A 24,061-nucleotide genomic window follows, 5' to 3' on the forward strand; every position below is an offset into this window, starting at 1 on the left:
CCGCACTGAAAGATTAGCGGACCGACGGCCGATCTCCCAAATCAGTAGTGGCAGGCATCCTGGTGAGCCACTCCTCGCGGGTCGCGGGCAGGTGACTGAGCCCTCCGGGCGTGGTGCGGACGGCGAGCACCTGGTTGACCCCGATGCGGTTCTCCTCGAAGGCGAGGGCCGAGGCAGCCATGTACAGGCGCCAGACCCGGGCCCGGCCGCGGCCGACCAGCCCGACCGCCTCGGACCAGTGCGTCTCCAGGTTGGCCACCCAGTCGCGCAGGGTGAGTGCGTAGTGCTCGCGCAGCGACTCGACGTCCCGCACCTCGAAGCCGGCCTCCTCCAGCAGCGAGACGGTGCTGCCGACCGGGGCGAGCTCGCCGTCCGGGAAGACGTAGGAGGAGATGAAGGGGCTCGGCACGTACGGCGCGCCGGGGCGGCCCGGGCGGCGGGCGATCTGGTGGTTGAGCAGCCGGCCGCCGGGGGCGAGCAGCTCGTACAGGCCGCGCGCGTAGCGCAGGTACTGGGCGGAGCCCACGTGTTCGGCCATGCCGACGCTGGAGATGGCGTCGAACGGGCCGTCGGGGATCTCCCGGTAGTCCTGTAGGCGCACCTCGACCCGGTCGGCCAGGCCGGCCTCCGCGGCCCGTGCCCGGGCCCGGTCGACCTGTTCCCTGGAGATGGAGACGCCGACCGCGCTGACTCCGTAGTTCTTCGCCGCGTGCAGCAGCAGCGAGCCCCAGCCGCAGCCGACGTCCAGCAGGCGCATCCCGGGCCGCAGGCCGAGCTTGCGGCAGATCAGGTCGAGCTTGGCCTCCTGGGCGTCCTCCAGGCTCTTGCCCTCCGGGGTCCAGTAGGCGCAGGAGTAGACCAGCGAGGGGCCCAGCACCAGCCGGTAGAAGTCGTTGCCGACGTCGTAGTGGTGGCTGATGGCGGCACGGTCGCGGCTGCGGCTGTGCAGCCGGCCCTGCTGGTGGGCCTCCTCCGGCGGAGGGGCGGGCTGCAGGCCGATCACCCCCGTCCGGGCGGCGACACCCAACAGACGGCGCCCCGCGGGGCCGAACAGCTCGCGCGCGCCCAGCCGGAGCCCGTTGATCCGCGGCAGCTCGGCGAAGTGGGCGACCGCGGCCAGCGCCTCGTAGATGTCGCTCTCCGGGGCGAGGTCGAGGTCTCCCGAGACATAGGCGCGGGCCAGGCCCAGCTCACCCGGCTGCCAGATCAGCCGGCGCACCGCGCGCCGGTTGCGCAGCACCACCACGGGAGCCCCTGCGGGGCCCGCCACACTGCCGTCCCAGGCCCGCACCCGGAGCGGAAGCCCCACCCCCAGCAGCCCCTCCACCGCGCCTACGAGTTGCGTTGCCACCTCAGCCATCGAACGCCTCCGACCAGCCGTAACAGCCCACCCTGTCGCCTGCGGGGCCCGCTCCAGGACAGGCCGCCAGCTAACCCAGGGCGGCCGTCACGGGCTCGGACGGCACGCCGGGGTCGCCGGGGGTGTCACTCGAACGCCAGTGGGCCCTGGAGATTCCAACGGACTCCAGGGCCCATCGATTCCGGTCGGGGGCAACCCGACGGAGTGTGTTCGACGGTGTGTCAGTCCTCTTCCGCCAGCGTCAGTTCGACGCCGCCGGTGAAGCCCGCGGCCGTGTTGTAGACGAACGCCGCGAGGGTGGCCAGCGCGGTCATCAGGACCACGTCCACCACCGCGATCAGGAAGGTGAAGAACATCACGCGGCCGAAGCCCACGTAGTCCATCAGGTTGAAGCCACCCGAGGTGTCCGCGCCGGTGGCCTCCTTCAGCGTGCTCCCCAGGGAGTCGAAGACGCCCAGCCCGTCCAGGGTCATCCAGAGCACCGCGGTCGCCACGATGATGATCACGCCGACGGCGAGGGAGAGCAGGAAGGCCACCTTCATGACCGACCACGGGTCGACCGTGGTGAGCCGCAGCCGGGCCTTGCGCACCCGGGCACCGGCCGCACCCGACGAGGCGGTGGCCACCGGAGAAGTGCCGGGCCGGCGCGGGGAGGGGGTGCCGGTCTTGGTGCCCCGGGCCGGGGTCGGCTGGCCCTTGGCGTACGTGGTCGGCGTCGAGAAACCACCGGGGGAGTCCGGAGCCGCTCCCGGCGCCCCGCCGACCGGCGGCATCACCGAGGTGGACGCGGCCGGGGGAGTCGCCGGCGGCTGCGGCACGCCACCGATCGGCGCCCCGCTCTGTGTGGCGCCCGGCAGGCCGCCCGGGGCCCCTCCCGCAGCACCTGTGGCTCCACTCACCCTGGTCCTCCCGCAGTCAACCGCCAGGCCGGCGGTCCGCCCTGGTCACTCCGTGTCCGGCCCCGGCCACCTCGGCCGGGAACCGCTCGACCGGCGTCCGCCCCGGGTGGGCGGACGCCGGTCAGCCGGGCGTGCGATCAGGCCTGCTCGGCCGGGCCACCCGCCGTGGTTCCCTCAGTCCGGGGCGAGGTCTCCGCAGAGTCCTCGTCCTCCGAGCTCTCCTCGTCCTCGGCCTCCGCGTTGCGGGCCATGCCCACCACCGCGTCGCGCTTCCCGAGGTTGATCAGTTGGACGCCCATGGTGTCACGTCCGGTTTCACGGACCTCCGAAACCCTGGTCCTGATCACACCACCCGACAGGGTGATGGCCATGATCTCGTCGGTCTCCTCGACCACCAGCGCCCCGACCAGCGAGCCGCGGCCCTCGACGATCTTCGCCGCCTTGATACCGAAGCCACCGCGTCCCTGGACACGGTACTCGTCCACCGAAGAGCGCTTCGCGTAGCCGCCGTCGGTCGCGGTGAAGACGTAAGTCCCCGGACGGATGACGTTCATCGAGAGCAGCTCGTCGTCCTCACGGAACGACATGCCCTTCACGCCCGAGGTCGCCCGGCTCATCGGACGCAGCGCCTCGTCGGTGGCGGTGAACCGGATCGACTGCGCCTTCCTCGAGACCAGCAGCAGGTCGTCCTCGGCGGACACCAGCTCGGCGCCGATCAGCTCGTCGTCCCGGCCCTCCTCGTCCTGCCGGAGGTTGATCGCGATCAGGCCGCCGGAGCGCGGCGAGTCGTAGTCCTTCAGCGGGGACTTCTTCACCAGGCCGGCCCGGGTGGCGAGGACCAGGTACGGCTTGTCCTCGTAGGTGCGGACCGACATCACCTGGGTGATGTGCTCCTCCGGCTGGAAGGCCAGCAGGTTCGCCACGTGCTGGCCGCGGGCGTCCCGGCCCGCGTCGGGCAGCTCGTAGCCCTTGGCCCGGTAGACCCGGCCCTTGTTGGTGAAGAACAGGATCCAGTTGTGCGTCGTCGTCACGAAGAAGTGGTCGACGATGTCGTCCTGCTTCAGCTGCGCTCCGCGCACGCCCTTGCCGCCGCGCTTCTGCGAGCGGTACAGGTCGCTGCGGGTGCGCTTGACGTAGCCGCCACGGGTGATCGTGACGACGATGTCCTCCTCGGCGATGAGGTCCTCGATCGAGAAGTCACCGTCGGAGGGGATCAGGGTGGAGCGCCGCTCGTCGCCGTACTTCTCGACGATCGCGGTGAGCTCCTCGGAGATGATCTCGCGCTGGCGGGCGGGCGAGCCCAGGATGACGTTGTACTCGTCGATCCGGCGCTGCAGCTCGTCGTGCTCGTCGGTGATCCGCTGGCGCTCCAGGGCGGCCAGCCGGCGCAGCTGCATCTCCAGGATCGCGTTGGCCTGCAGCTCGTCGATGGAGAGCAGTCCCATCAGGCCGGTACGGGCCGCGTCCGCGCTCTCCGAGGCCCGGATCAGCGCGATGACCTCGTCGATCACGTCCAGGGCGCGCAGCAGCGCACGCAGGATGTGCGCCCGCTCCTCGGCCTTGCGCAGCCGGAAGGTGGTCCGGCGGATGATGACCTCGACCTGGTGGTTGACCCAGTGCCGGATGAAGGCGTCCAGCGAGAGCGTGCGCGGCACGCCGTCGACCAGGGCCAGCATGTTGGCGCCGAAGTTGGTCTGCAGGTCGGTGTGCTTGTAAAGGTTGTTCAGCACGACCTTGGCGACGGCGTCGCGCTTGAGCACGATCACCAGGCGCTGGCCGGTGCGGGACGAGGACTCGTCGCGGACGTCGGCGATACCGGCGATCTTGCCGTCCTTGACCAGGTCGGCGATCTTCAGCGCGAGGTTGTCCGGGTTCACCTGGTACGGCAGCTCGGTGATCACCAGGCACTGGCGGCCCTGGATCTCCTCGACCTCGACCACCGCGCGCATGGTGATCGAGCCGCGCCCGGTGCGGTACGCGTCCTCGATGCCGCGGCGGCCGACGATCAGCGCGCCGGTCGGGAAGTCGGGGCCCTTGATCCGCTCGATCAGGGCCTCCAGCAGCTCCTCGTTGGAGGCGTCCGGGTGCTCCAGCGCCCAGAGCGCGCCGGAGGCCACCTCGCGCAGGTTGTGCGGCGGGATGTTGGTGGCCATGCCGACCGCGATGCCGGTGGCACCGTTGATCAGCAGGTTGGGGATGCGCGAGGGCAGGACGGTCGGTTCCTGCGAGCGGCCGTCGTAGTTGGGCGCGAAGTCGACGGTCTCCTCGTCGATGTCGCGCATCATCTCCATGGCCAGCGGCATCATCTTGCACTCGGTGTAGCGCATGGCCGCGGCCGGGTCGTTGCCCGGGGAGCCGAAGTTGCCGTTGCCGTCCACCAGCGGCATCCGCAGCGACCACGGCTGGGCCAGGCGGACCACGGTGTCGTAGATCGAGGTGTCGCCGTGCGGGTGGTAGTTACCCATCACGTCGCCGACGACGCGGGCGCACTTGTAGTAGCCCTTCTCGGGCCGGTAGCCGCCGTCGTACATCGCGTAGAGCACGCGTCGGTGCACCGGCTTGAGGCCGTCGCGGACCTCGGGCAGTGCACGGCTGACGATCACGCTCATCGCGTAGTCGAGGTACGAGCGCTGCATCTCGGTTTCGAGCTCGATCGGCTCGATCCGCAGGGCGCCCTGTGCTTCGGTGCTCTCCGGCTGCTCGTCGCCGTCGGGACGGTTGTCGTCGACCACTGGTGGTCAGTTTCCTTTCACGCGTGACTGGTTCGTGGGATCCGCTCGGGATCACACGTCCAGGAAGCGGACGTCCTTGGCGTTGCGCTGGATGAAGGACCGGCGGGCCTCCACGTCCTCGCCCATCAGGACGGAGAACAGGTCGTCGGCGCGGGCGGCGTCCTCCAGGGTGACCTGGAGCAGCAGGCGGTGCGCCGGGTCCATGGTGGTGACCCGCAGCTCTTCGGCGTTCATCTCGCCCAGACCCTTGAAGCGCTGGATCGCGTCGTCCTTGGGCAGCCGGCGTCCGGCCTCCACGCCGGCCGCGATGACCGCCTCCTTCTCCTTGTCGGAGTAGACGTACTCGAAGTCGTCCTTGCCCCACTTGATCTTGTACAGCGGGGGCATCGCCAGGTAGACGTACCCGGCCTCGACCAGCGGCCGCATGAAGCGGAACAGCAGGGTCAGCAGCAGGGTGCGGATGTGCTGTCCGTCGACGTCGGCGTCCGCCATCAGGACGATCTTGTGATAGCGCAGCTTGGACTCGTCGTAGTCCTCCTGGATGCCGCAGCCGAAGGCCGAGATCAGCGCCTGGACCTCGGTGTTCTGCAGCACCTTGTCGATCCGGGCCTTCTCGACGTTCAGGATCTTGCCGCGGATCGGGAGGATCGCCTGGATGCGCGGGTCGCGGCCCTGCTTGGCGGAGCCGCCGGCGGAGTCACCCTCGACGATGAAGATCTCGCACTCGCCCGGGTCCTTGGACTGGCAGTCGCTCAGCTTGCCGGGCAGCGAGGCGCTCTCCAGCAGGCCCTTGCGGCGGGTCAGGTCACGGGCCTTGCGGGCGGCCACGCGGGCGGTGGCGGCCTGGATCGACTTGCGGATGATGTCCGCGGCCTCGTTGGGGTTGCGGTCCAGCCAGTCGCCGAACTGCTCGTGCACCACGCGCTGGACGAAGGTCTTGGCCTCGGTGTTGCCCAGCTTGTCCTTGGTCTGGCCCTCGAACTGCGGCTCGGCCAGCTTGACCGAGATGATCGCGGTCAGACCCTCGCGGATGTCCTCGCCGGAGAGGTTCTCGTCCTTCTCGCGGAGCAGCTTCTTGTCGCGCGCGTAGCGGTTGACCAGGCCCGTCAGCGCCGCGCGGAAGCCCTCCTCGTGGGTACCGCCGCCGTGGGTGTGGATGGTGTTGGCGAAGGAGTAGACACCCTCGGTGTACGAGGAGTTCCACTGCATCGCGATCTCGACCGAGATCGTCTTGTCCTTGTCCTCCGCCTCGAAGTCGATCACCGAGGGGTGGATGACCTCGCCCTTGCGGGAGTTGAGGTGGGCGACGAAGTCGGCGATGCCGCCGTCGTACTTGTACGTGACGGAGAGCGGCTTGCCCTCCTCGTCCAGGTGCTCGGGACGCTCGTCGGTCAGCGAGATGGTCAGGCCCTTGTTGAGGAAGGCCATCTCCTGGAAGCGGCGGGAGAGCGTCTCGAAGGAGTAGACGGTGGTCTCGAAGATGTCGCCGTCGGCCCAGAAGGTGACACTGGTGCCGGTCCGGTCGGTCGCCTCGTGCTGGGCCAGCGGCGCGGTCGGGGCGCCCAGCTTGTAGTCCTGGGTCCAGCGGTGGCCGTCGGTGTGGATCTCGATCGCCAGCTTGGTGGAGAGCGCGTTGACCACCGAGACGCCGACACCGTGCAGACCGCCGGAGACCGCGTACCCGCCGCCGCCGAACTTGCCGCCCGCGTGCAGCACCGTCAGCACGACCTCGACGGCCGGCTTCTCCTGGCCCGGGACGATGCCGACCGGGATGCCGCGGCCGTTGTCGACCACCCGCACCCCGCCGTCGGCCAGGATCGTGACGTCGATGGTGTCGGCGTGCCCGGCCATGGCCTCGTCGACGGAGTTGTCCACTACCTCCTGGACCAGGTGGTGCAGGCCGCGCTCGCCCGTGGAACCGATGTACATACCGGGGCGCTTGCGGACCGCGTCGAGGCCCTCGAGCACCTGGATGTTGCTGGCGGTGTACGAGCCCTCGGCGGCCTGGTCGGTGGGTTCTGGGGTCTGGCTGGAGTTGCCGGAATCGGCCACGAAGCGCCCTCTCTGGCACAGCGCGGGCCGCATCCCCGCCCACTTCCAGGCAGGCCTGCGACCACGGCGTCTTGACTCGGTTGCTGCGAGCAACAGTGTTTGGCTCTTAGTCTACCGGTACGACTGACAGAGATGGCCGTTTGGCAGCCCCTGAGGGCAGATGTGCCGCCCTGAATCCCCTCCGCACATGTCCCGATACTCGCCAGGGGGGCTCAGAGCCCTTACGCGGGCCGCCAGCGATTCCGGAGGTGGCTGCTCCGATTACTGCCCGGAGCCAAGGGCCGCCTCACCGCCGCGACCGTCGGCCGGTGGCTGCGCCGGGGAGGCGGCCGGCCCGGAAGGGCCCCGGGAGCGGACACCGGCAACCGGCCGGCACATCTGCGAGCAAGGGGGCGCGCGAGCAAGGGGGCGAAGGCGTGACGGCTAGCCCCAGGTGTCGCCCGGTCCCCGGCTGCCGGGTGCCCGCAGCCGGCCGTAGCCGCGCTTGGGGGCGTCCGGGCCGAGCACCTTGATGACCCGGACCGTGCCATGGCCCAGCTCGTGGTTCAACCGGGCCACCAACTGGCGCGCCAGCAATCTCAGCTGGGTGGCCCACGCGGTGGAGTCGCACTGCACGGTGAGCACCGCCTCGGCCTCCGCGTACTGCTTGGGCACACAGTGCGCCGCGATGTCCGGGCCCACGATCTGCGGCCAGCGGCCCATCACCCCGCCCACCGCCGCCGGGGCCTCCCAGCCCCGCTCGGTGATCAGCCGGTTCAGCGCCGCACCCAGCGGCACCGGGTCGCGGCCGTCCGCCCGGGCGCCGCTTCGCAGGCCGTGCCGCTTCGCCTCGCGCTTCTCCCGGACCTGCTCGCCGCGCTTGCGGGCCTGCTCCTTGGCCGCCCGCAGCGCCACCCGGGCCAGATCCACACCCGACGGCTCCGGAGACCTCGGATCCTGGTCGCTCACCGCGGCGATCCCCTTTCCCCAGGCTGTGGACAACGAAGTCCTCCAGCTTACGGCGGTGCGGCAGTGATCCACGCCACCCGGGCGTTCCGGGGCAGGGGCATCCCCCGAGGCAGGATGCGGGCGGGACTGCGTCAAAGGGGCAGAACGGCGTGCCACGGGCGACCCGCACCTCGAAGCCCCGATGGGACGGTGCGACCGGCTCTCCCGGGAACGGGCCCGCACGGGGTACGCCCGCCACCGCGAGGGCGCTCAGTCGAGGCGGGTGACGGTGCCGTCGGAGACGGCGTAGCGGGCGCCGGACAGCGCCTTCGGCACGTCCTCGGGGACGGCCGCGGTGACCAGGACCTGCTCGGCGTCCGCGACCAGTTCGGCCAGCCGCTCCCGGCGGCGCGCGTCCAGTTCGGCGAAGACGTCGTCCAGGATCAGTACCGGCTCACCGCCGTCGGCCTTGAGCAGCTCGTACGAGGCCAGCCGCAGCGCCAGCGCGTACGACCAGGACTCCCCGTGGCTGGCGTACCCCTTGGCGGGCAGCGGCCCGAGCTTCAGGACGAGCTCGTCGCGGTGCGGCCCGACCAGGGTCAGCCCGCGGGCCACCTCCTGCGAGCGGACCTCCGTCAGGGCCGCCAGCAGCTGCTGTTCGGCCTCCTCGCGGCTGGTCGGCAGGGCGTCGCTCTCGAAGGAGCTCCGGTACTCCAGCGTGGTCGCCCCGCCGCCCGGGGCCAGCTGCTCGTACGCCCGCGCCACCAGCGGCTGGAGCGCGGTCACCAGCTGGATCCGGAAGGCGGTCAGCTCGGCTCCGGCCCGCGCCAGGTGGCCGTCCCAGACCTCGAGGGTGGAGAGGTCGGCGCCCCGGCCACCACCGGATCGGCGGGCCGTCGCGGCGGTCTTGAGCAGGGCGTTGCGCTGCTTGAGCACCCGCTCGTAGTCCTGCCGGACACCGGCCAGCCGGGGGGCCCGGGCAGTCAGCAACTCGTCCAGGAAGCGGCGGCGCTCACCCGGGTCGCCCTTGACCAGGGCGAGATCCTCCGGGGCGAACAGCACCGTGCGCAGCACGCCGAGGACGTCACGCGGGCGGACGTTGTCGGAGCGGTTGAGCCGGGCCCGGTTGGCCCGGCCCGGGTTGATCTCCAGCTCCACCAGGGTGGTGCGGCCGGCCTGTACGACGGACGTCCGGACCACGGCCCGTTCGGCGCCGAGCCTGATCAGCGGGGCGTCGGTGGCCACCCGGTGGCTGCCCAGGGTGGCGACGTAGCCGATCGCCTCGACCAGGTTGGTCTTGCCCTGCCCGTTCGGCCCCACGAAGGCGGTCACGCCCGGATCGAGGGGCACCTCGACCCGGGCGTAGGACCGGAAGTCGGCGAGCGACAGATGCACGACATGCATGGGTGTGGACTGCGCTCGCCTTCTGGGACTGTCGTACTGCTGGTACTACCGGCTGCCGCGTACCGCGGTTACTTCGACTCGACCGCGTGGCCGCCGAACTGGTTGCGCAGCGCAGCGATCATCTTCATCTGCGGCGAGTCCTCCTGGCGGGAGGAGAAGCGGGCGAAGAGCGAGGCGGTGATCGCCGGCAGCGGCACCGCGTGGTCGATCGCGGCCTCGACCGTCCAGCGGCCCTCGCCGGAGTCTGCGGCCCAGCCCTTGAGCTTGGCCAGGTGCTCGTCGTCGTCCAGCGCGCGGACGGCCAGGTCGAGCAGCCAGGAGCGGATCACCGTGCCCTCCTGCCAGCTGCGGAAGACCTCGCGCACGTCGGTGACCTCGGGGGCCGCCTCAAGCAGCTCCCAGCCCTCGGCGAAGGCCTGCATCATCGCGTACTCGATGCCGTTGTGGACCATCTTGGCGAAGTGGCCGGCGCCGACCTTGCCCGCGTGCACCGAGCCGAACTCGCCCTCGGGCTTCAGCGCGTCGAAGATCGGCTGCACCTTGGCGACGTGCTCGGCGTCGCCGCCGTACATCAGCGCGTAGCCGTTCTCCAGGCCCCAGACGCCGCCGGAGACGCCGCAGTCCACGAAGCCGATGCCCTTGGCAGCCAGCGTCTCGGCGTGCTTGATGTCGTCGGTCCAGCGCGAGTTGCCGCCGTCGACCACCACGTCACCGGGCGAGAGCAGCTCGGCCAGCAGGTCAACGGTGTCCTGGGTCGGGCCGCCCGCCGGAACCATCACCCACACCACGCGCGGGCCCTGCAGCTTGCTGACCAGCTGCTCGAGGCTGTCGACATCCGCGAGTTCCGGGTTGCGGTCGTAGCCGATGACGGTGTGGCCGGCGCGGCGGATGCGCTCGCGCATGTTGCCGCCCATCTTGCCGAGACCGATGAGGCCGAGCTCCATGACAACTGTCCTTCACTGTGGTGTCGTGCTTGGCAGCGGCGCCGTTGCCGCACAGCCTGAGCCTACGCCGGGACGCACAGCGCCTCCCCCGGTCGGGGTGGACCGAGGGAGGCTGTGTCTCGTGGTGCGGCGGGATGTCCACAGGCTGTGGACCGACCCGTGGACGGGTCGCAGTGCCCGGACGTTCTCCACAGGCTGTGGGTGACGCCCCGGCCGGGGGCATGCCCACCCTGCGGAGGACGGGCCCCGGCCGAGGGGCGGCCGGCCGTCAGCCGGAGAGCCGCACCGGCATGATCAGGTACTGGTACGCGACGTTCGCCTCGGCGTCCACCGCGGCCTTGCCGCTGAGCAGGGCCGGCTTGGTCGAGGTGGTGAAGCTCAGCTGGGCGTACGGAGCGTCGATGGCCTTGAGGCCCTCCTCCAGGTAGCCCGGGTTGAAGGCGATCGAGATGTCATCGCCCTCGAGGTCGGCGTCGACCCGCTCGGTGGCCTGGGCGTCGTCGCCGGAGCCGGCCTCCAGGGTGAGCACGCCCTGCTCGAAGCTGAGCCGGACCGGGGTGTTGCGCTCGGCGACCAGCGACACGCGCTTGAGCGCCTCCAGGAACGGCTGGGTCTGGATCGCGGCGATCGCGCTGAACTCGGTCGGGAACAGCGTGCGGTACTTCGGGAACTCACCCTCCAGCAGGCGGGTGGTCGTCCGGCGTCCGGCGCCCTCGAAGCCGATCAGACCCTCGCCGGCGCCGCCGGAGGAGAGCGCGATGGAGACGCTGTCGCCGCTGCCCAGGGACTTGGCGATGTCCTGCAGGGTCTTGGCCGGGACCAGGGCGACGGCGGAGATGTCCGCCTGCTCTGGCTTCCACAGCAGCTCGCGGACCGCGAAGCGGTAGCGGTCGGTGGCGGCCAGGGTGATCCGGTCGCCCTCGATCTCGACCCGGACACCGGTGAGCACCGGCAGGGTGTCGTCCCGCCCGGCCGCCACGGCGACCTGGCTGACGGCGGAGGCGAAGACGTCGCCAGGGACGCTGCCGGTCGCGGTCGGCATCTGCGGCAGGGCCGGGTAGTCCTCGACGGACATGCTGGGGAGGGTGAAGCGCGAGCTGCCGCAGACCACGCTGACCCGCATGCCGTCGGTGGAGATCTCCACCGGGCGGTTGGGCAGGTTGCGCGAGATGTCGTTCAGCAGGCGGCCGGAGACCAGGACGGTGCCGGCCTCCTCCACGTCCGCCTCCAGCTCGACCCGGGCCGAGACCTCGTAGTCGAACCCGGACAGCGCCAGGGTGCCCTCCTGGGCCGTCAGCAGCAGGCCGGCCAGCACCGGCACCGGCGGCCGCGCCGGGAGGCTGCGGGCAGCCCAGGCCACCGCCTCCGCGAGGACGTCACGCTCCACCCGGAACTTCACCGGTAACCGCCTCCTGGACTCCGCTGTCGCTTGCGCTCTTGATCGTCTACCGACACCTGGCCGCCGAGCCTGAGCCCTCCGGTTTCCAGTTGCCGAGGAACAGTCTGACGTACTCCACCGACAGACTGGGCAATCGGGCGGATGCAAGTCCGAACAGATGTCGGGTTCGGACTGTCCACAGATTTTGGCCCACCCCGCTGTTGATCGAGGCAAGGGGTCTATAGGTGTAGTGGTAGTAGTAGGGCTTGTGGATACCGTGGATAACCACGTTTCCCCAGGTCAGGGCCCATTTTTTGTCCACAGTGGGTGTGGATCGGAGCTGTGGACAAGCAACGTCCGCTGTGGACAGCGGAGCGTTACCCACAGGGCACTCAGGGTATCCACAGGTTATCCCCAGCCCCATCCCCAGATCATGGCCGGTTTATCCACGGGGCGCTGTCAACTTCTCGTGACGGCTTTCACACCAGCAGGTGAATTGTTGCTGCATGTTGTCGAACTGTGGATGCCCCTGTGGAGAACCTGGGGATAACCGGCCCTCTCCTGGGGACAGTCGGTGGATAACCCATCCGGCGCACTGAGGGGTCGCCAACTGTCCACAGCCTGTGGATAACTGTTGTGCACAAGTCCACAGGGGTCTGACCTGCGTCGAAGAGCGTAGCGGCGAGCGTCCTGTGGACGAATTCTGGATAACTCGGGGCTCCCCAGCCTGTGGACGGGGGAAAACCACCCGGTCCTGTGGATTGCCGTCCACCGACTCCGTCCCGTTCGAATCGACGGTCAGATGTTCGTTGCGGCAGTCCACCTGGCGAAGCGTCGACTGTACGAATCCTGCCCCGTGATCGCGGCCGTCACACCTGCTTTCTTCCACGACCGTCCCGCCGGAGCCCGTTCCGGGCGGCTGCGAGAGCGCCGCGCGGCCACCTGCGGCCCGTGCTCCCGCAGGCATGCGAAAGGGGAGCCAGGTGGTCCTGACTCCCCTTCAAACGGGCCGAGGCGTCCCGTACTAGCTCTTGATGCGGTTGGTCAGCTCGGTGACCTGGTTGTAGATGGAGCGCCGCTCGGCCATCAGCGAGCGGATCTTCCGGTCGGCGTGCATCACCGTGGTGTGGTCCCGGCCGCCGAACTGGGCACCGATCTTCGGCAGCGACAGGTCGGTGAGCTCCCGGCACAGGTACATGGCAATCTGGCGCGCCGTCACCAGCACGCGGCTGCGCGAGGAGCCGCAGAGGTCGTCCACACCCAGCCCGAAGTAGGCGGCGGTCTGCTGCATGATGACCTGCGCGGTGATCTCGGGACCCGCGTCCTCGTCGCCGCCCGGGATCAGGTCCTTGAGGACGATGCCCGCCAACTCCAGGTCCACCGGCGCCCGGTTGAGGTTGGCGAAGGCGGTGACCCGGATCAGCGCGCCCTCCAACTCCCGGATGTTGCGGGTGATCCGGGATGCGATGAACTCCAACACGTCGGCGGGAGCATTGAGTTGCTCCTGGATCGCCTTCTTGCGCAGGATCGCGATCCGGGTCTCCAGCTCGGGCGGGGTGACGTCGGTGATCAGTCCCCACTCGAAGCGGTTCCGCAGCCGGTCCTCCAGGGTGATCAGCTGCTTGGGCGGCCGGTCCGAGGAGAGCACGATCTGCTTGTTGGCGTTGTGCAGGGTGTTGAAGGTGTGGAAGAACTCCTCCTGCGTGGACTCCTTGCTCGCCAGGAACTGGACGTCGTCCACCAGCAGGATGTCCATGTCCCGGTACCGCTTGCGGAACGCGTCCGCCTTGCCGTCCCGGATCGAGTTGATGAACTCGTTGGTGAACTCCTCCGAACTCACGTAGCGCACCCGGGTGCCCGGGAAGAGGCTGCGCGAGTAGTGGCCGATGGCGTGCAGCAGGTGGGTCTTGCCCAGGCCGGACTCGCCGTAGATGAAGAGCGGGTTGTACGCCTTGGCCGGGGCCTCGGCGACCGCCACCGCCGCGGCGTGCGCGAAGCGGTTGCTGGCGCCGATCACGAAGGTGTCGAAGAGGTACTTGGGGTTCAGCCGGGCCGCGGGCTCGTCCTTGCGCGAGCCGCCGGCCGGGGGAGCGCCGGGCGGCGCGGGCACGCCGGGGCTCGGGGTGCGCTCGGGCAGCGCACCGCCCGGCGCTCCCCCGGCCGGCGGGCGGGTGTCGGGGAGCTGCACCCCGGGATCGGGCTGGACGCCCGGCTGGCGCTGCGGAACCGGCGGGGTGCGCCGGACGCCGCCGGCGCTGCGCGGCCGGTCGTCCGGGCCGGCGCCGTACGCGCCGCCGAAGAGGTCGCCCTGGGCGGCGGTGCCGGAGTCCCGGGACGGGGACTCGCCGCGCCGCTCGGCGGGCCGGGTGCCGTAGCCGCCGTCCCAGCCGCCCGGCCGCTCGGAGGTCTCCGCCCAGTCGGGCTGCTCACCGCCGTAGGGGGCGGGTCGCTGGTCGTAGCCGGCGGTGTCGTACCGGCCGGTGCGCTCGTAGCCCTGGGGGGCCTCGGCGGCCGGGGAGTCGTACCTGCCGGAGTAGTCGGAAGCGGGGAAGCTCTCGGCGACGGGCCAGCGGCCCGCCTCGGCCTCCTGCTCGCGGTAGGGCTGCTGCCACTCCCGGGCCTGGCCGCCCTGGGGGTGCTGCGGCTGCTGGGGGCGGGAGTCGGCGGGCTGGGGCTCGGACGGCGCGGGGCCGGCAGCCGGCGGGACGGCGTTGGCGTCCACCATCACGGCGATCCGTACGGGGCGGCCGAACTCGCGGCTGAGCTCCTCGGTGAGCGGCGGCAGCAGCCGGCCCTCCAGCACCTGCTTGGCGCGCTCGTTGGGCGCGGCCAGCAGGGCCGTGTCGTGCATCATCCACATCGGCTGGGTACGGCGCAGCCACATCTTGTCGCTGTCGCCGACGCCCGAGTCGTTGACCAGCCGCTCGACGACTCTCGCCCAGACAACGACGAGATCGCTGTTGACATCAGCCACTGGTGCACGCTTTCTCGTTCCCCGAATCGGGGGTGTCAAGGGACTCCGGGTGCCGGTCCGATCCGATGAACAATCCCGACAAGTCCTGCAACGGTAGTCAGCCGATGGGGCTGATTCAAGTTGTTGTCCACAGGCTGTGGGTGAACGTACTCCCGGTGCGTGGGCGGGCGCGCGCAGTTGCGGCCCGGGCTGCGGACGAGGGCCACGCGGGTGTGTGGAACGGACCGGCGCCGGTCCGGCTCATCATGATCGGCGGCCTTTGCGGAACTGGGTGCCGGTGGGGCCGGGTGGCCGGTTTGACCCTCCGCCCCCGTGCCGCGTACCGTAACCAGGTCGAGTTGTCGATGGCCGCTGCCGCATGTCCGCGGGTCTTCCCGCTTCCATCAAGGCGCGCAGCACGGGCGCCGTGGTTTGCCGCAACCCCAGCCGACCTGGGACGTTGCGGCCAGATTTCTCAACCAGGAGAGATCGCGCGGACGCACGGTGACGGCCAAGCGACGTCCCGTCGTCCTACGATTCATCTCAGGAGCCCCCGAGTGAGCAAGCGCACCTTCCAGCCGAACAACCGTCGTCGCGCGAAGACCCACGGCTTCCGGCTGCGGATGCGTACCCGCGCCGGCCGCGCCATCCTGGCTGCCCGCCGTGGCAAGGGCCGCGCCAGCCTGTCCGCCTGATCCGAATCCGAGGTCTGCAGTGCTGCCCTCCGAGAATCGGCTGCGGCGGCGCCAGGACTTCGCGACCGCAGTGAAACGCGGTCGTCGGGCCGGTCGGCCCCTGCTGGTCGTCCATCTCAACAGAGACGGGGCGGCTGTGGCACGGACCGACCGGAACAGCGACTCCCACCCGCACGTCGCCGAGGGGCTCCCTTCGGCGCGTGCGGGTTTCGTCGTGAGCAAGGCTGTTGGTCCCGCGGTCGTCCGCAATCTGGTGAAGCGGCGACTGCGTCACCTGGTCCGCGAGCGCCTGTCCCGGTTCCCCGCAGGTAGCCTGATAGTGGTACGTGCGCTGCCCCCGGCCGGGACGGCTTCGTACCTGGATCTGGAGCACGACCTGGACGCGGCGTTGCGGCGGCTGCTCCGGGCGGAGCCGGCCGATGCCGTGCCGACAGGAGCAGGGCGATGAAGTACCTGCTGATGGGGCTGATCAGGCTCTACCAGTGGACGATCAGTCCGCTGCTCGGCCCGGTTTGCCGGTACTACCCCTCGTGTTCGCACTATGGGTACGAAGCGGTGCGGGTGCACGGCGCGGTCAAGGGTGGTGCCCTGACCGCGTGGCGCATCCTGCGCTGCAACCCATGGTCGCCCGGTGGGGTCGACCATGTACCGCCGCGCAAGCACCCGGTCTGGCACCGTCGGTTGCGCGATCTGCTGAGCCCGAAGAGCGGGACCGCCGGGCCTGAGCCGGTGGCCAAGCCCGATGTCCAAGGAGTCTGACCGGTGACCTGGTCCTTCCTCAGTCCTCTGTACACCGCAGTGTCCTGGATCATCGTCCAGTTCCACACGCTGTACAGCCACGTCTTCGACCCGAACGGCGGGTGGGCGTGGGGTCTGGCGATCGCCTCGATGGTGGTCGTCATTCGAATCTGCCTGATCCCGCTCTTCGTGAAGCAGATCAACGCGACTCGGGCCATGCAGGCGATCCAGCCCAAGATGAAGGCCATCCAGGAGCGCTACAAGAACGACCGGCAGCGCCAGTCCGAAGAGATGATGAAGCTGTACAAGGAGGCGGGTACCAACCCGTTCTCCAGCTGCCTTCCGATTCTCGTGCAGGCGCCGTTCTTCACCGCCCTCTACGGCGTGCTCAGCTCGGTCGCGAGCGGCAAGACGATCGGCGTCATCACTCCCACCCTGCTGGCCAGCGCCAAGCAGGCGCACATCTTCGGTGCCCCGCTGTCGGCCAAGTTCGTCGGCTCCGACCAGCTGAACGTGCAGATCGTGACCGCGATCATGATCGTGCTGATGTCGCTGTCGCAGTTCGTCACCCAGCGCCAGCTGATGACCAAGAACGTGGACCTCACGGTCAAGACGCCGTTCATGCAGCAGCAGAAGATGCTGATGTACGTCTTCCCGATCATGTTCGCCGTGATGGGCATCAATTTCCCGGTCGGTGTGCTGGTCTACTGGCTGACCACCAATATCTGGTCGATGGGTCAGCAGCTGATCGTCATCCGCAACAACCCGACGCCGGGCAGCAAGGCGTATGCCGAGCGCCAGGCCCGGCTGAAGAAGGCCGGCCGGCTGAACCCGGACGGCTCGGTGAAGAAGAGCGGGCCGCTCGCGCTGTTCTCCGGTGGTTCCGGCAAGGGTGCGGCCTCGGCCGAGGCCGTGGTCGAGGACGCGGTGCAGGTGCGGCGGCAGCAGCCGCGTAAGCAGACCAAGGCGCAGCGCCAGCAGGGCGGGACGCAGCCCGGCGGCGCCGGCGCGCAGACCCCCCTGGCCAAGGAGTCGGAGACCGCGGCCGCGGAGTCGGCCTCGCCGGCTGCCGACGAGCCCGCTCCGGCCGGGTCGGCTCCGGCCAAGGCGACGACGGGCAAGCCGGGCGCGGCCAAGCCGGGTGCGGGCAAGCCGGGCCCGCGTCAGCAGCCGAAGCGGGGCGGGCAGGGCGGCCAGCGGCCGAGGAAGAAGTCCTGACGGACTTCAGCCAGATCTTCGTTTCTCGGCCCACCCGAGGGCCCATTCCTGAAGGAGTCCATCAGTGACGGAAGGCACCACCTCTGCTGCCGAGGCCGAGGCCGCGACCGGTGCGGGCGCTGCCGACGGTCTGATCGCCCGCCTGGAGCAGGAGGGTGACATCGCGGCCGACTACCTGGAGGGTCTGCTCGACATCGCGGACCTCGACGGTGACATCGACATGGATGTCGAGGGCGACCGCGCTCTGGTGTCCATCGTCAGCGACGGAAACGACCGCTCCCTGCAGCGTCTGGTCGGCCACGACGGCGAGGTGCTGGAGGCCCTGCAGGAGCTGACCCGGCTGGCGGTGCACCGGGAGACCGGCGAGCGCAGCCGCCTCATGCTGGACATTGCCGGGTTCCGGGCGCGCAAGCGGTCCGAGCTGGCGGCGCTGGGCAGCAAGGCGGTCGAGCAGGTCAAGAGCACGGGCGAGCAGGTGAAGCTCCGCCCGATGACCCCGTTCGAGCGCAAGGTGGTCCACGACGCGGTGGCCGCGGCGGGTCTGCGCAGCGAGTCGGAGGGCGAGGAGCCCCAGCGCTGCGTCGTCGTCCTGCCGGGCTGAGGTCGCAGGCGGCCTGTCGACCGACCCCGTCCGCTTCGTGCGGGCGGGGTCGTCGTCCCTTCGGGGCCGCCCGGGCACACGAGGGCAGGTGTGCCACGGTCGGCGGCGGTCGCGTTTCACGCGTTGTGGTTTCACGCGTTGTGTTTCACGTGAAACAGAGCCCATATGGAACATGGACCGGATGGCCCACCCGGTGAGTGCGGGTCGGTGGAGACGGTGAGCGGAGAGGCTGAGATGGAGACGGACGGCGTGGCGGCCGCGGGTACCCCGGCGGACGGCGGCGAGGACGGTCGGCAGGAACTGCCGCAGGCGCCGGCCGTGGCGCAGGAGATCTTCGGCGAGCGGTTCCCGGTCGCTCTGCGGTACACCGAGCTGCTGGCGACGGCCGGGGTGCGGCGCGGGCTGATCGGTCCGCGTGAGGTGCCCCGGCTCTGGGACCGCCATGTGCTCAACTGCGCGGTGCTGGCCGAGCTGCTGCCGACCGGTACCTCGCTGTGCGATGTCGGTTCGGGTGCCGGGCTGCCCGGCATCCCGGTGGCGATGGCGCGTCCCGATGTCTCGGTGACGCTGCTGGAGCCGCTGCTGCGGCGGACCACCTTCCTGGAGGAAGTGGTCCGCGAGCTCGGCCTGGACAATGTGACGGTGCTGCGCGGCCGGGCCGAGGAGATGGTCGGCAAGCTCTCGGTGGACATCGTCACCGCGAGGGCGGTGGCACCGCTGGACCGGCTGGCCGGGTGGGGGATGCCGCTGCTGCGTCCGTACGGGCAGATGCTGGCGCTCAAGGGCGACACGGCGGAGCAGGAGCTGGCGGACTCGCGGGCGGCGCTGACCAAGCTCGGTGCGGTCAACTGGTCCGTGATCTCGGTCGGTGAGGGCACCCTGGAGACCTCGACCCGGGTGGTCCGGGTGGAGGCCGGGGAGAGCCCGGGCGGGGTGAAGGCGGCGACCCGCAGGGCGAAGGCAGCCCGGGCCGGGAGGTCCGGCAAGGCCGGTGACGGCCCCCGCGGGGCTGGGCGCCGGCGGCGCTGAGGCCCCGTTCACGGGCACGGTGGCGGGTGGCCCCCGGCTCCACCAGGGCCAGGGCCACACCCCTGCCGGGGCCGCGACTCTTCCGGGCCCGTACTCCTGCCGGGGCTGCGGGCCCCGGCAGGCCGACGGCCCCGTCGTGAAGCGGAAGGCCGGCTGAGGAGCCGGCCCGTTGGAGGCGGTGGCGTGTCCGGGGAACGGGCGCGCCGATGCCGAATCCGGCGATAGACCACTCCACCTCGGGGGCGGGCGCGGCGCGAGCGGTGGATCCCCTCGGCCTGACGTCCTGAGGCTGCGCCCTATGGAGGGGGGAAGGGGTGAACGGCGGCAGCGGATCGGATCGCCCGGGGGTGAACAGGCGGGTGGCGCGAGCCGCCCGCTTGGTGCTTTCGGGTGCCCTCGGTGGCGCCGCCGTCACTCGTCGGAGTGTCGCACCGTCAGATTTCCGGCATTGCGGGCATGGTGTTTCACGTGAAACGTCGCTCCCTGCTCTCTGGAATCCTCACCCGCAGCCGGGCGGCGACTGTTGCCGCTCCGGTTTCACGTGAAACACTGACCCACATGCAGGACTCGGAGACCATCGATCAGATCGATGACACGCCCATCGCGCGCGCTGCCCGGGCCGCAGTACGAGCTGCCGGGCGTGCCGGTGAAGGGCTGCCCAGGCCGACGGCGACCAGGGTGATCGTGGTGGCCAACCAGAAGGGTGGAGTGGGGAAGACCACCACCACCGTCAATCTGGCCGCAGCGCTGGCACTGCACGGCCTGCGCGTCCTGGTCGTCGATCTCGACCCGCAGGGGAACGCCTCCACGGCGCTCGGGATCGACCACCACGCGGAGGTGCCGTCGATCTACGACGTGCTGGTGGAGGGCAAGCCGCTGGCCGACGTGGTGCAGCCGGTGGTGGACGTGGAGGGGTTGTTCTGCGTCCCGGCGACCATCGACCTGGCCGGTGCCGAGATCGAGCTGGTCTCGCTGGTGGCCCGGGAGAGCCGGCTCCAGCGCGCCATCGCGGCCTATGAACAGCCGCTGGACTACATCCTGATCGACTGCCCGCCCTCGCTCGGGCTGCTGACGGTCAATGCGCTGGTGGCGGGCCAGGAGGTGCTGATCCCGATCCAGTGCGAGTACTACGCGCTGGAGGGGCTCGGCCAGCTGCTGCGGAACGTCGAACTGGTCCGCGCGCACCTGAACCCGACGCTGCACGTCTCCACCATCCTGCTCACCATGTACGACGCCCGAACCCGGCTGGCGGCCCAGGTGGCGGAGGAGGTTCGGACCCACTTCCAGCAGGAGGTGCTGCAGACGGCGATCCCGCGGTCGGTCCGGGTCTCCGAGGCTCCGAGTTACGGGCAGACCGTGCTCACCTACGACCCGGGTTCCACCGGTGCGCTGTCCTACCTGGAGGCGGCCCGTGAGCTGGCCCTGAGGGCGGTCGGCCTGGGGCAGCCCGGTAGTGCGGGACAGGGCGCGGTGGAGCACGGCTCGGTGGGACAGCAGCGGAGCGCGAGTGACGCGCCGGCTGTTCCGATGGCACAGCACGGCACGATGGAGGACAACCGGTGAGTGGTGGGCGCAGGGGGCTGGGACGAGGGCTCGGGGCACTGATCCCGGCGGCGACACCGGCCGTGGGGCCGGCCGCCGGCCCGGCCGAGGAGTCGCTCGCGGGCGCGCCGGCGGCGGGGGCCGCGCGGACGGGGGAGTCTGCTCCGGCGGTGCCCTCCGGCGTGCTCTCCCCGACTGCGGTTCCGGTGCTTCCGTCCGGACGGGGTACGGCGGCGGCGAAGGCTGCGGCCGGGAGCGCACGGGAGCAGGCCGGGCAGTCGCAGCACAGCGTGCTGGAGGCGGTGCTGAGCGAGGCGGTGCTCCACCCGGTCGCGGGCGCCAGGTTCGCCGAGCTGCCGTTGGGCGCGATCCGGCCGAACCCGCGTCAGCCACGCGAGGTCTTCGACGAGGACAAGCTGGCCGAGCTGGTCGCCTCCATCAAGGAGGTGGGCCTGCTCCAGCCGGTGGTGGTCCGTCAGGTCGACGGCGGGCAGTATGAGCTGATCATGGGCGAGCGTCGGCTGCGGGCCTCCAAGCAGGCCGGCCTGGAGCTGATCCCGGCGATCGTCCGGGCCACCGAGGACGACAAGCTGCTGCTCGACGCGCTGCTGGAGAACCTGCACCGGGCGGAGCTCAACCCGCTGGAGGAGGCCGCGGCCTACGATCAGCTGCTGCAGGACTTCTCCTGCACCCACGACGAGCTGGCCGACCGGATCGGCCGCTCGCGTTCGCACGTCTCCAACACCCTGCGACTGCTGAAGCTCTCCCCGGCCGTGCAGGCCCGGGTGGCAGCGGGCGTGCTGACGGCGGGCCACGCCCGGGCACTGCTGGGCGTCCCGGACGGCGAGCGGCAGGACCAGTTGGCCCGGCGGATCGTGGCGGAGGGTCTTTCGGTGCGTACCACCGAGGAGATCGTCGCGGTGATGGACCGGGAGCAGAAGCCGAAGCGCCCCTCCCCCAAGGCGGGGAAGCTCTTCACCCCCGCTTTCGAAGACCTCTCCGAGCGGCTCTCGGACCGGTTCGAGACCAGGGTGAAGGTCGAGGTGTCGCAGCGGAACGGGAAGCTGGGCAAGGGCAAGGTGGTGCTGGAGTTCGGCTCCGTCGAGGACCTCAACCGGATTCTGGACAGTCTGGCTCCCGGTGAGGACGGCCTGCGGCTGTCGCAGGGCTGAGGGTTCCGGAGCTTGGGTTCGGGTGCATGTTTCACGTGAAACGTGCACCCGTTCCGTTTCCGGAGGAAGCTCATCGATGTGATGTCCGCCCGGGGTGGATGAGGAGGTGTGGGGCATGGGACGGAGGATCGTTCCGCTGACGCTGGACAACCTTGCGGATCTCCCGACGACGTGTCGGTCCTGCGTGTTCTGGGAGCTCGACCCGGTGAGCGCCAAGGCGGCGGTGGAGTCCGGCAAGCCCGAGCTGGAGAAGGAGGGCTGGATCTCCGCCGTACTGCTGGAGTGGGGTTCCTGCGGTCGGATCGTCTACGTGGACGAGATCCCCGTCGGGTACGTGCTGTACGCGCCGCCCGCGTATGTACCGCGTTCGCTGGCCTTCCCGACCAGTCCGATCTCGCCGGACGCCGTACAGCTGATGATCAGTCGAGTGCTGCCCGGCTACCAGCGGCAGGGGATCGGCCGGGTGTTGGTGCAGACGGTGGCCAAGGACCTGGTCGGCCGGGGCTTCAAGGCGATCGAGGCGTTCGGTGCGGTGGGCCGGGAGATTCCGAGCTGTGTACTGCCGGCCGAGCACCTGCTGGCGGTGGGCTTCAAGACGGTACGCCCGCACCACCGCTACCCCCGGCTGAGGCTGGAGGCGCGCACCACGCTCTCCTGGAAGGGGGACGTGGAGGTCGCGCTGGAACGGCTGCTGGGCGGTGCCCGGAAGGAGCCGGCCCTGCGGCCGTTCTGAGCGGGGCTGCCGGATGCGGCGGAGCAGACGGCGAGGGCGGGCCACCGGAATTCCCGGTGGCCCGCCCTCGGGCGTGCTCGGTGGCTGCGCCGCCGATCAGATGAAGTCGGCCAGCTCGCGCAGCAGCGCGGCCTTCGGGCGGGCGCCGGTGATGGTCTTCACCAGCTCGCCGTTCTGGTAGACGTTGAGCGTGGGGATGGAGATCACGTTGTACGTGGTCGCGGTCTCCTGGTTGTTGTCGACGTCCAGCTTGGCGACGGTGAGCTTGTCACCGTGCTCCTTCGCGATCTCCTCCAGGATCGGGGCGACCTGGCGGCACGGGCCGCACCAGGTGGCCCAGAAGTCGACGAGGACGGGCTTGTCGCTCTTGAGGACCTCGGCGTCGAAGGTCGCGTCGGTCACGGTGATGGTGGCGCCGGCCACGGGAACTCCTCAGGGTCGCGGACGAGATGGTGCTTCGGCCCGGAAGAATCCGGTAGGCACCCTTGGGGTGGATAACAGCCTGTGGTTGATAACAACCTGCACGGCTGTTCTGTTTCGGCGGAGGTCCCTCGCAGGCTGTCCGCGTTCCACGTCGTCGGGGAGTGTTTCACGTGAAACAGCGGCGCGGCCAGGCTGTGAGCGGGACCTCCGCCGGGTGGGGTTCGGGTCAGGCCGCGACGGTGGCGGCCTGGGCCTCCAGGTCGGCCAGCGAGGCCAGGTAGCGCTCGGCGTCCAGGGCTGCGGCGCAGCCGGTGCCGGCGGCGGTGATGGCCTGGCGGTAGGTGTGGTCGACCACGTCGCCGGCGGCGAAGACGCCGGGGATGTTGGTGCGGGTGGAGGGGGACTCGACCTTCAGGTAGCCCTCGGCGTCGAGGTCGAGCTGGCCCTTGAAGAGCTCGGTGCGCGGGTCGTGGCCGATCGCGATGAACAGGCCGGTGACGGCCAGCTCGCGGGTCTCACCGGTGGTGGTGTCGCGAAGCGTCACCCCGCTCAGCTTCGGGTCGCCGTGGATCTCCTGGACCGCGCTGTCCCAGGCGAAGGTGATCTTCTCGTCGGCGAAGGCGCGCTCCTGCATGGCCTTGGAGGCGCGCAGGGTGTCGCGGCGGTGGATCACCGTGACGCTGTTGGCGAAGCGGGAGAGGAAGGTCGCCTCCTCCAGCGCGGTGTCGCCGCCGCCGACCACCGCGATGTCCTGGCCCTTGAAGAAGAAGCCGTCGCAGGTGGCGCACCAGGAGACGCCGCGGCCGGACAGCGCGTCCTCGCGGGGCAGCCCGAGCTTGCGGTGCTGGGAGCCGGTGGTGACGATCACGGTGCGGGCCCGGTGGACGTTGCCCTCGGAGTCGGTGACGGTCTTGACGTCGCCGGTGAGGTCCACCGCGACGATGTCGTCCGGGATCAGCTCGGCGCCGAACTTCTCGGCCTGCGCCCGCATGTTGTCCATCAGCTCGGGGCCCATGATGCCGTCGCGGAAGCCGGGGAAGTTCTCGACCTCGGTGGTGTTCATGAGCGCACCGCCGGCGGTGACGGCGCCCTCGAAGACCAGCGGCTTGAGGGAGGCTCGGGCGGTGTAGAGCGCGGCCGTGTACCCGGCGGGGCCGGAGCCGATGATGATCACGTTGCGGACGTCGTCGCTCACTGCATCTCCTGGTTCGCATCGCACGGCTCGGGCCGTGTGATTGGGCGCTATTGCGGGGAGGGCGGC

20 protein-coding genes are annotated in these 24,061 nt (G+C 70.4%); 9 read left to right on the forward strand and 11 right to left on the reverse strand.

Features of this window, described 5'->3' with window-relative positions; translation table 11 throughout:
* Positions 1–13 precede the first annotated feature (13 nt).
* The 9 genes from ACWDAK_RS18650 to dnaA all read right to left on the reverse strand — a co-directional run bounded on the left by ACWDAK_RS18650 (position 14) and on the right by dnaA (position 14,670).
* The gene (locus tag ACWDAK_RS18650; protein ID WP_344639003.1) at positions 14–1,360 is read right to left on the reverse strand and encodes a cyclopropane-fatty-acyl-phospholipid synthase family protein; all 1,347 of its coding nucleotides are present in this window, start codon (positions 1,358–1,360) and stop codon (positions 14–16) included.
* Positions 1,361–1,581: 221 nt separating this feature from the next.
* The gene (locus tag ACWDAK_RS18655; protein ID WP_344639004.1) at positions 1,582–2,178 is read right to left on the reverse strand and encodes a DUF3566 domain-containing protein; all 597 of its coding nucleotides are present in this window, start codon (positions 2,176–2,178) and stop codon (positions 1,582–1,584) included.
* 218 nt (positions 2,179–2,396) lie between these two features.
* Complete coding sequence (gyrA, locus tag ACWDAK_RS18660) at positions 2,397–4,991, reverse strand: DNA gyrase subunit A (RefSeq protein ID WP_425557776.1); 2,595 nt, start codon at positions 4,989–4,991, stop codon at positions 2,397–2,399.
* 51 nt (positions 4,992–5,042) lie between these two features.
* Positions 5,043–7,076, reverse strand: a complete 2,034-nt coding sequence (gyrB, locus tag ACWDAK_RS18665; RefSeq protein WP_344639005.1) for a DNA topoisomerase (ATP-hydrolyzing) subunit B — start codon at positions 7,074–7,076, stop codon at positions 5,043–5,045.
* A 390-nt stretch (positions 7,077–7,466) separates the two neighbouring features.
* Complete coding sequence (locus ACWDAK_RS18670; protein ID WP_045303230.1) at positions 7,467–7,991, reverse strand: DUF721 domain-containing protein; 525 nt, start codon at positions 7,989–7,991, stop codon at positions 7,467–7,469.
* Between the two features lie 249 nt (positions 7,992–8,240).
* Positions 8,241–9,374 (reverse strand): DNA replication/repair protein RecF, encoded by a 1,134-nt coding sequence (gene recF, locus ACWDAK_RS18675; protein ID WP_344639006.1) that lies wholly within the window; start codon positions 9,372–9,374, stop codon positions 8,241–8,243.
* Positions 9,375–9,442: 68 nt separating this feature from the next.
* Positions 9,443–10,318, reverse strand: coding sequence for a phosphogluconate dehydrogenase (NAD(+)-dependent, decarboxylating) (gene gnd / locus ACWDAK_RS18680; RefSeq protein ID WP_344639007.1), 876 nt, complete (start codon positions 10,316–10,318; stop codon positions 9,443–9,445).
* Positions 10,319–10,586: 268 nt separating this feature from the next.
* On the reverse strand, positions 10,587–11,717 hold the full coding sequence (gene dnaN / locus ACWDAK_RS18685) for a DNA polymerase III subunit beta (protein ID WP_427393917.1): 1,131 nt from the start codon (positions 11,715–11,717) through the stop codon (positions 10,587–10,589).
* A gap of 1,003 nt (positions 11,718–12,720) precedes the next feature.
* Positions 12,721–14,670: a chromosomal replication initiator protein DnaA gene (dnaA, locus tag ACWDAK_RS18690; RefSeq protein WP_427393918.1), complete on the reverse strand. Its 1,950-nt coding sequence runs from the start codon at positions 14,668–14,670 to the stop codon at positions 12,721–12,723.
* Positions 14,671–15,206: 536 nt separating this feature from the next.
* Here dnaA and rpmH point away from each other — a divergent pair.
* From rpmH to ACWDAK_RS18735, 9 genes are all read left to right on the forward strand, one after another.
* Positions 15,207–15,344, forward strand: coding sequence for a 50S ribosomal protein L34 (rpmH, locus tag ACWDAK_RS18695; RefSeq protein WP_030059672.1), 138 nt, complete (start codon positions 15,207–15,209; stop codon positions 15,342–15,344).
* Between the two features lie 19 nt (positions 15,345–15,363).
* Complete coding sequence (gene rnpA / locus ACWDAK_RS18700) at positions 15,364–15,792, forward strand: ribonuclease P protein component (protein WP_344639010.1); 429 nt, start codon at positions 15,364–15,366, stop codon at positions 15,790–15,792.
* Positions 15,789–16,103, forward strand: a complete 315-nt coding sequence (gene yidD, locus ACWDAK_RS18705; protein WP_344639011.1) for a membrane protein insertion efficiency factor YidD — start codon at positions 15,789–15,791, stop codon at positions 16,101–16,103. The genes rnpA and yidD overlap by 4 nt, the downstream gene beginning before the upstream one ends.
* 3 nt (positions 16,104–16,106) lie before the next feature.
* Complete coding sequence (gene yidC / locus ACWDAK_RS18710; RefSeq protein WP_427393919.1) at positions 16,107–17,300, forward strand: membrane protein insertase YidC; 1,194 nt, start codon at positions 16,107–16,109, stop codon at positions 17,298–17,300.
* A gap of 64 nt (positions 17,301–17,364) precedes the next feature.
* A complete protein-coding gene (locus ACWDAK_RS18715) occupies positions 17,365–17,901 on the forward strand; it encodes a Jag family protein (protein WP_425557777.1) in 537 nt (178 codons plus the stop codon).
* Positions 17,902–18,135: 234 nt separating this feature from the next.
* Positions 18,136–18,930, forward strand: a complete 795-nt coding sequence (gene rsmG, locus ACWDAK_RS18720) for a 16S rRNA (guanine(527)-N(7))-methyltransferase RsmG (RefSeq protein ID WP_344639013.1) — start codon at positions 18,136–18,138, stop codon at positions 18,928–18,930.
* 585 nt (positions 18,931–19,515) lie between these two features.
* The gene (locus tag ACWDAK_RS18725; protein ID WP_344639054.1) at positions 19,516–20,493 is read left to right on the forward strand and encodes a ParA family protein; all 978 of its coding nucleotides are present in this window, start codon (positions 19,516–19,518) and stop codon (positions 20,491–20,493) included.
* On the forward strand, positions 20,490–21,644 hold the full coding sequence (locus ACWDAK_RS18730) for a ParB/RepB/Spo0J family partition protein (RefSeq protein ID WP_427393920.1): 1,155 nt from the start codon (positions 20,490–20,492) through the stop codon (positions 21,642–21,644). The genes ACWDAK_RS18725 and ACWDAK_RS18730 overlap by 4 nt, the downstream gene beginning before the upstream one ends.
* Positions 21,645–21,759: 115 nt before the next feature.
* Complete coding sequence (locus tag ACWDAK_RS18735; protein ID WP_344639015.1) at positions 21,760–22,377, forward strand: GNAT family N-acetyltransferase; 618 nt, start codon at positions 21,760–21,762, stop codon at positions 22,375–22,377.
* A 96-nt stretch (positions 22,378–22,473) separates the two neighbouring features.
* Here ACWDAK_RS18735 and trxA read toward each other — a convergent pair whose 3' ends face one another.
* Both trxA and trxB read right to left on the reverse strand, forming a co-directional pair.
* Positions 22,474–22,800 (reverse strand): thioredoxin, encoded by a 327-nt coding sequence (gene trxA, locus ACWDAK_RS18740; protein ID WP_344639016.1) that lies wholly within the window; start codon positions 22,798–22,800, stop codon positions 22,474–22,476.
* A gap of 226 nt (positions 22,801–23,026) precedes the next feature.
* Complete coding sequence (trxB, locus tag ACWDAK_RS18745; RefSeq protein ID WP_344639017.1) at positions 23,027–23,995, reverse strand: thioredoxin-disulfide reductase; 969 nt, start codon at positions 23,993–23,995, stop codon at positions 23,027–23,029.
* Positions 23,996–24,061: the final 66 nt, after the last annotated feature.

Source organism: Kitasatospora sp. NPDC001175, from assembly GCF_053598215.1.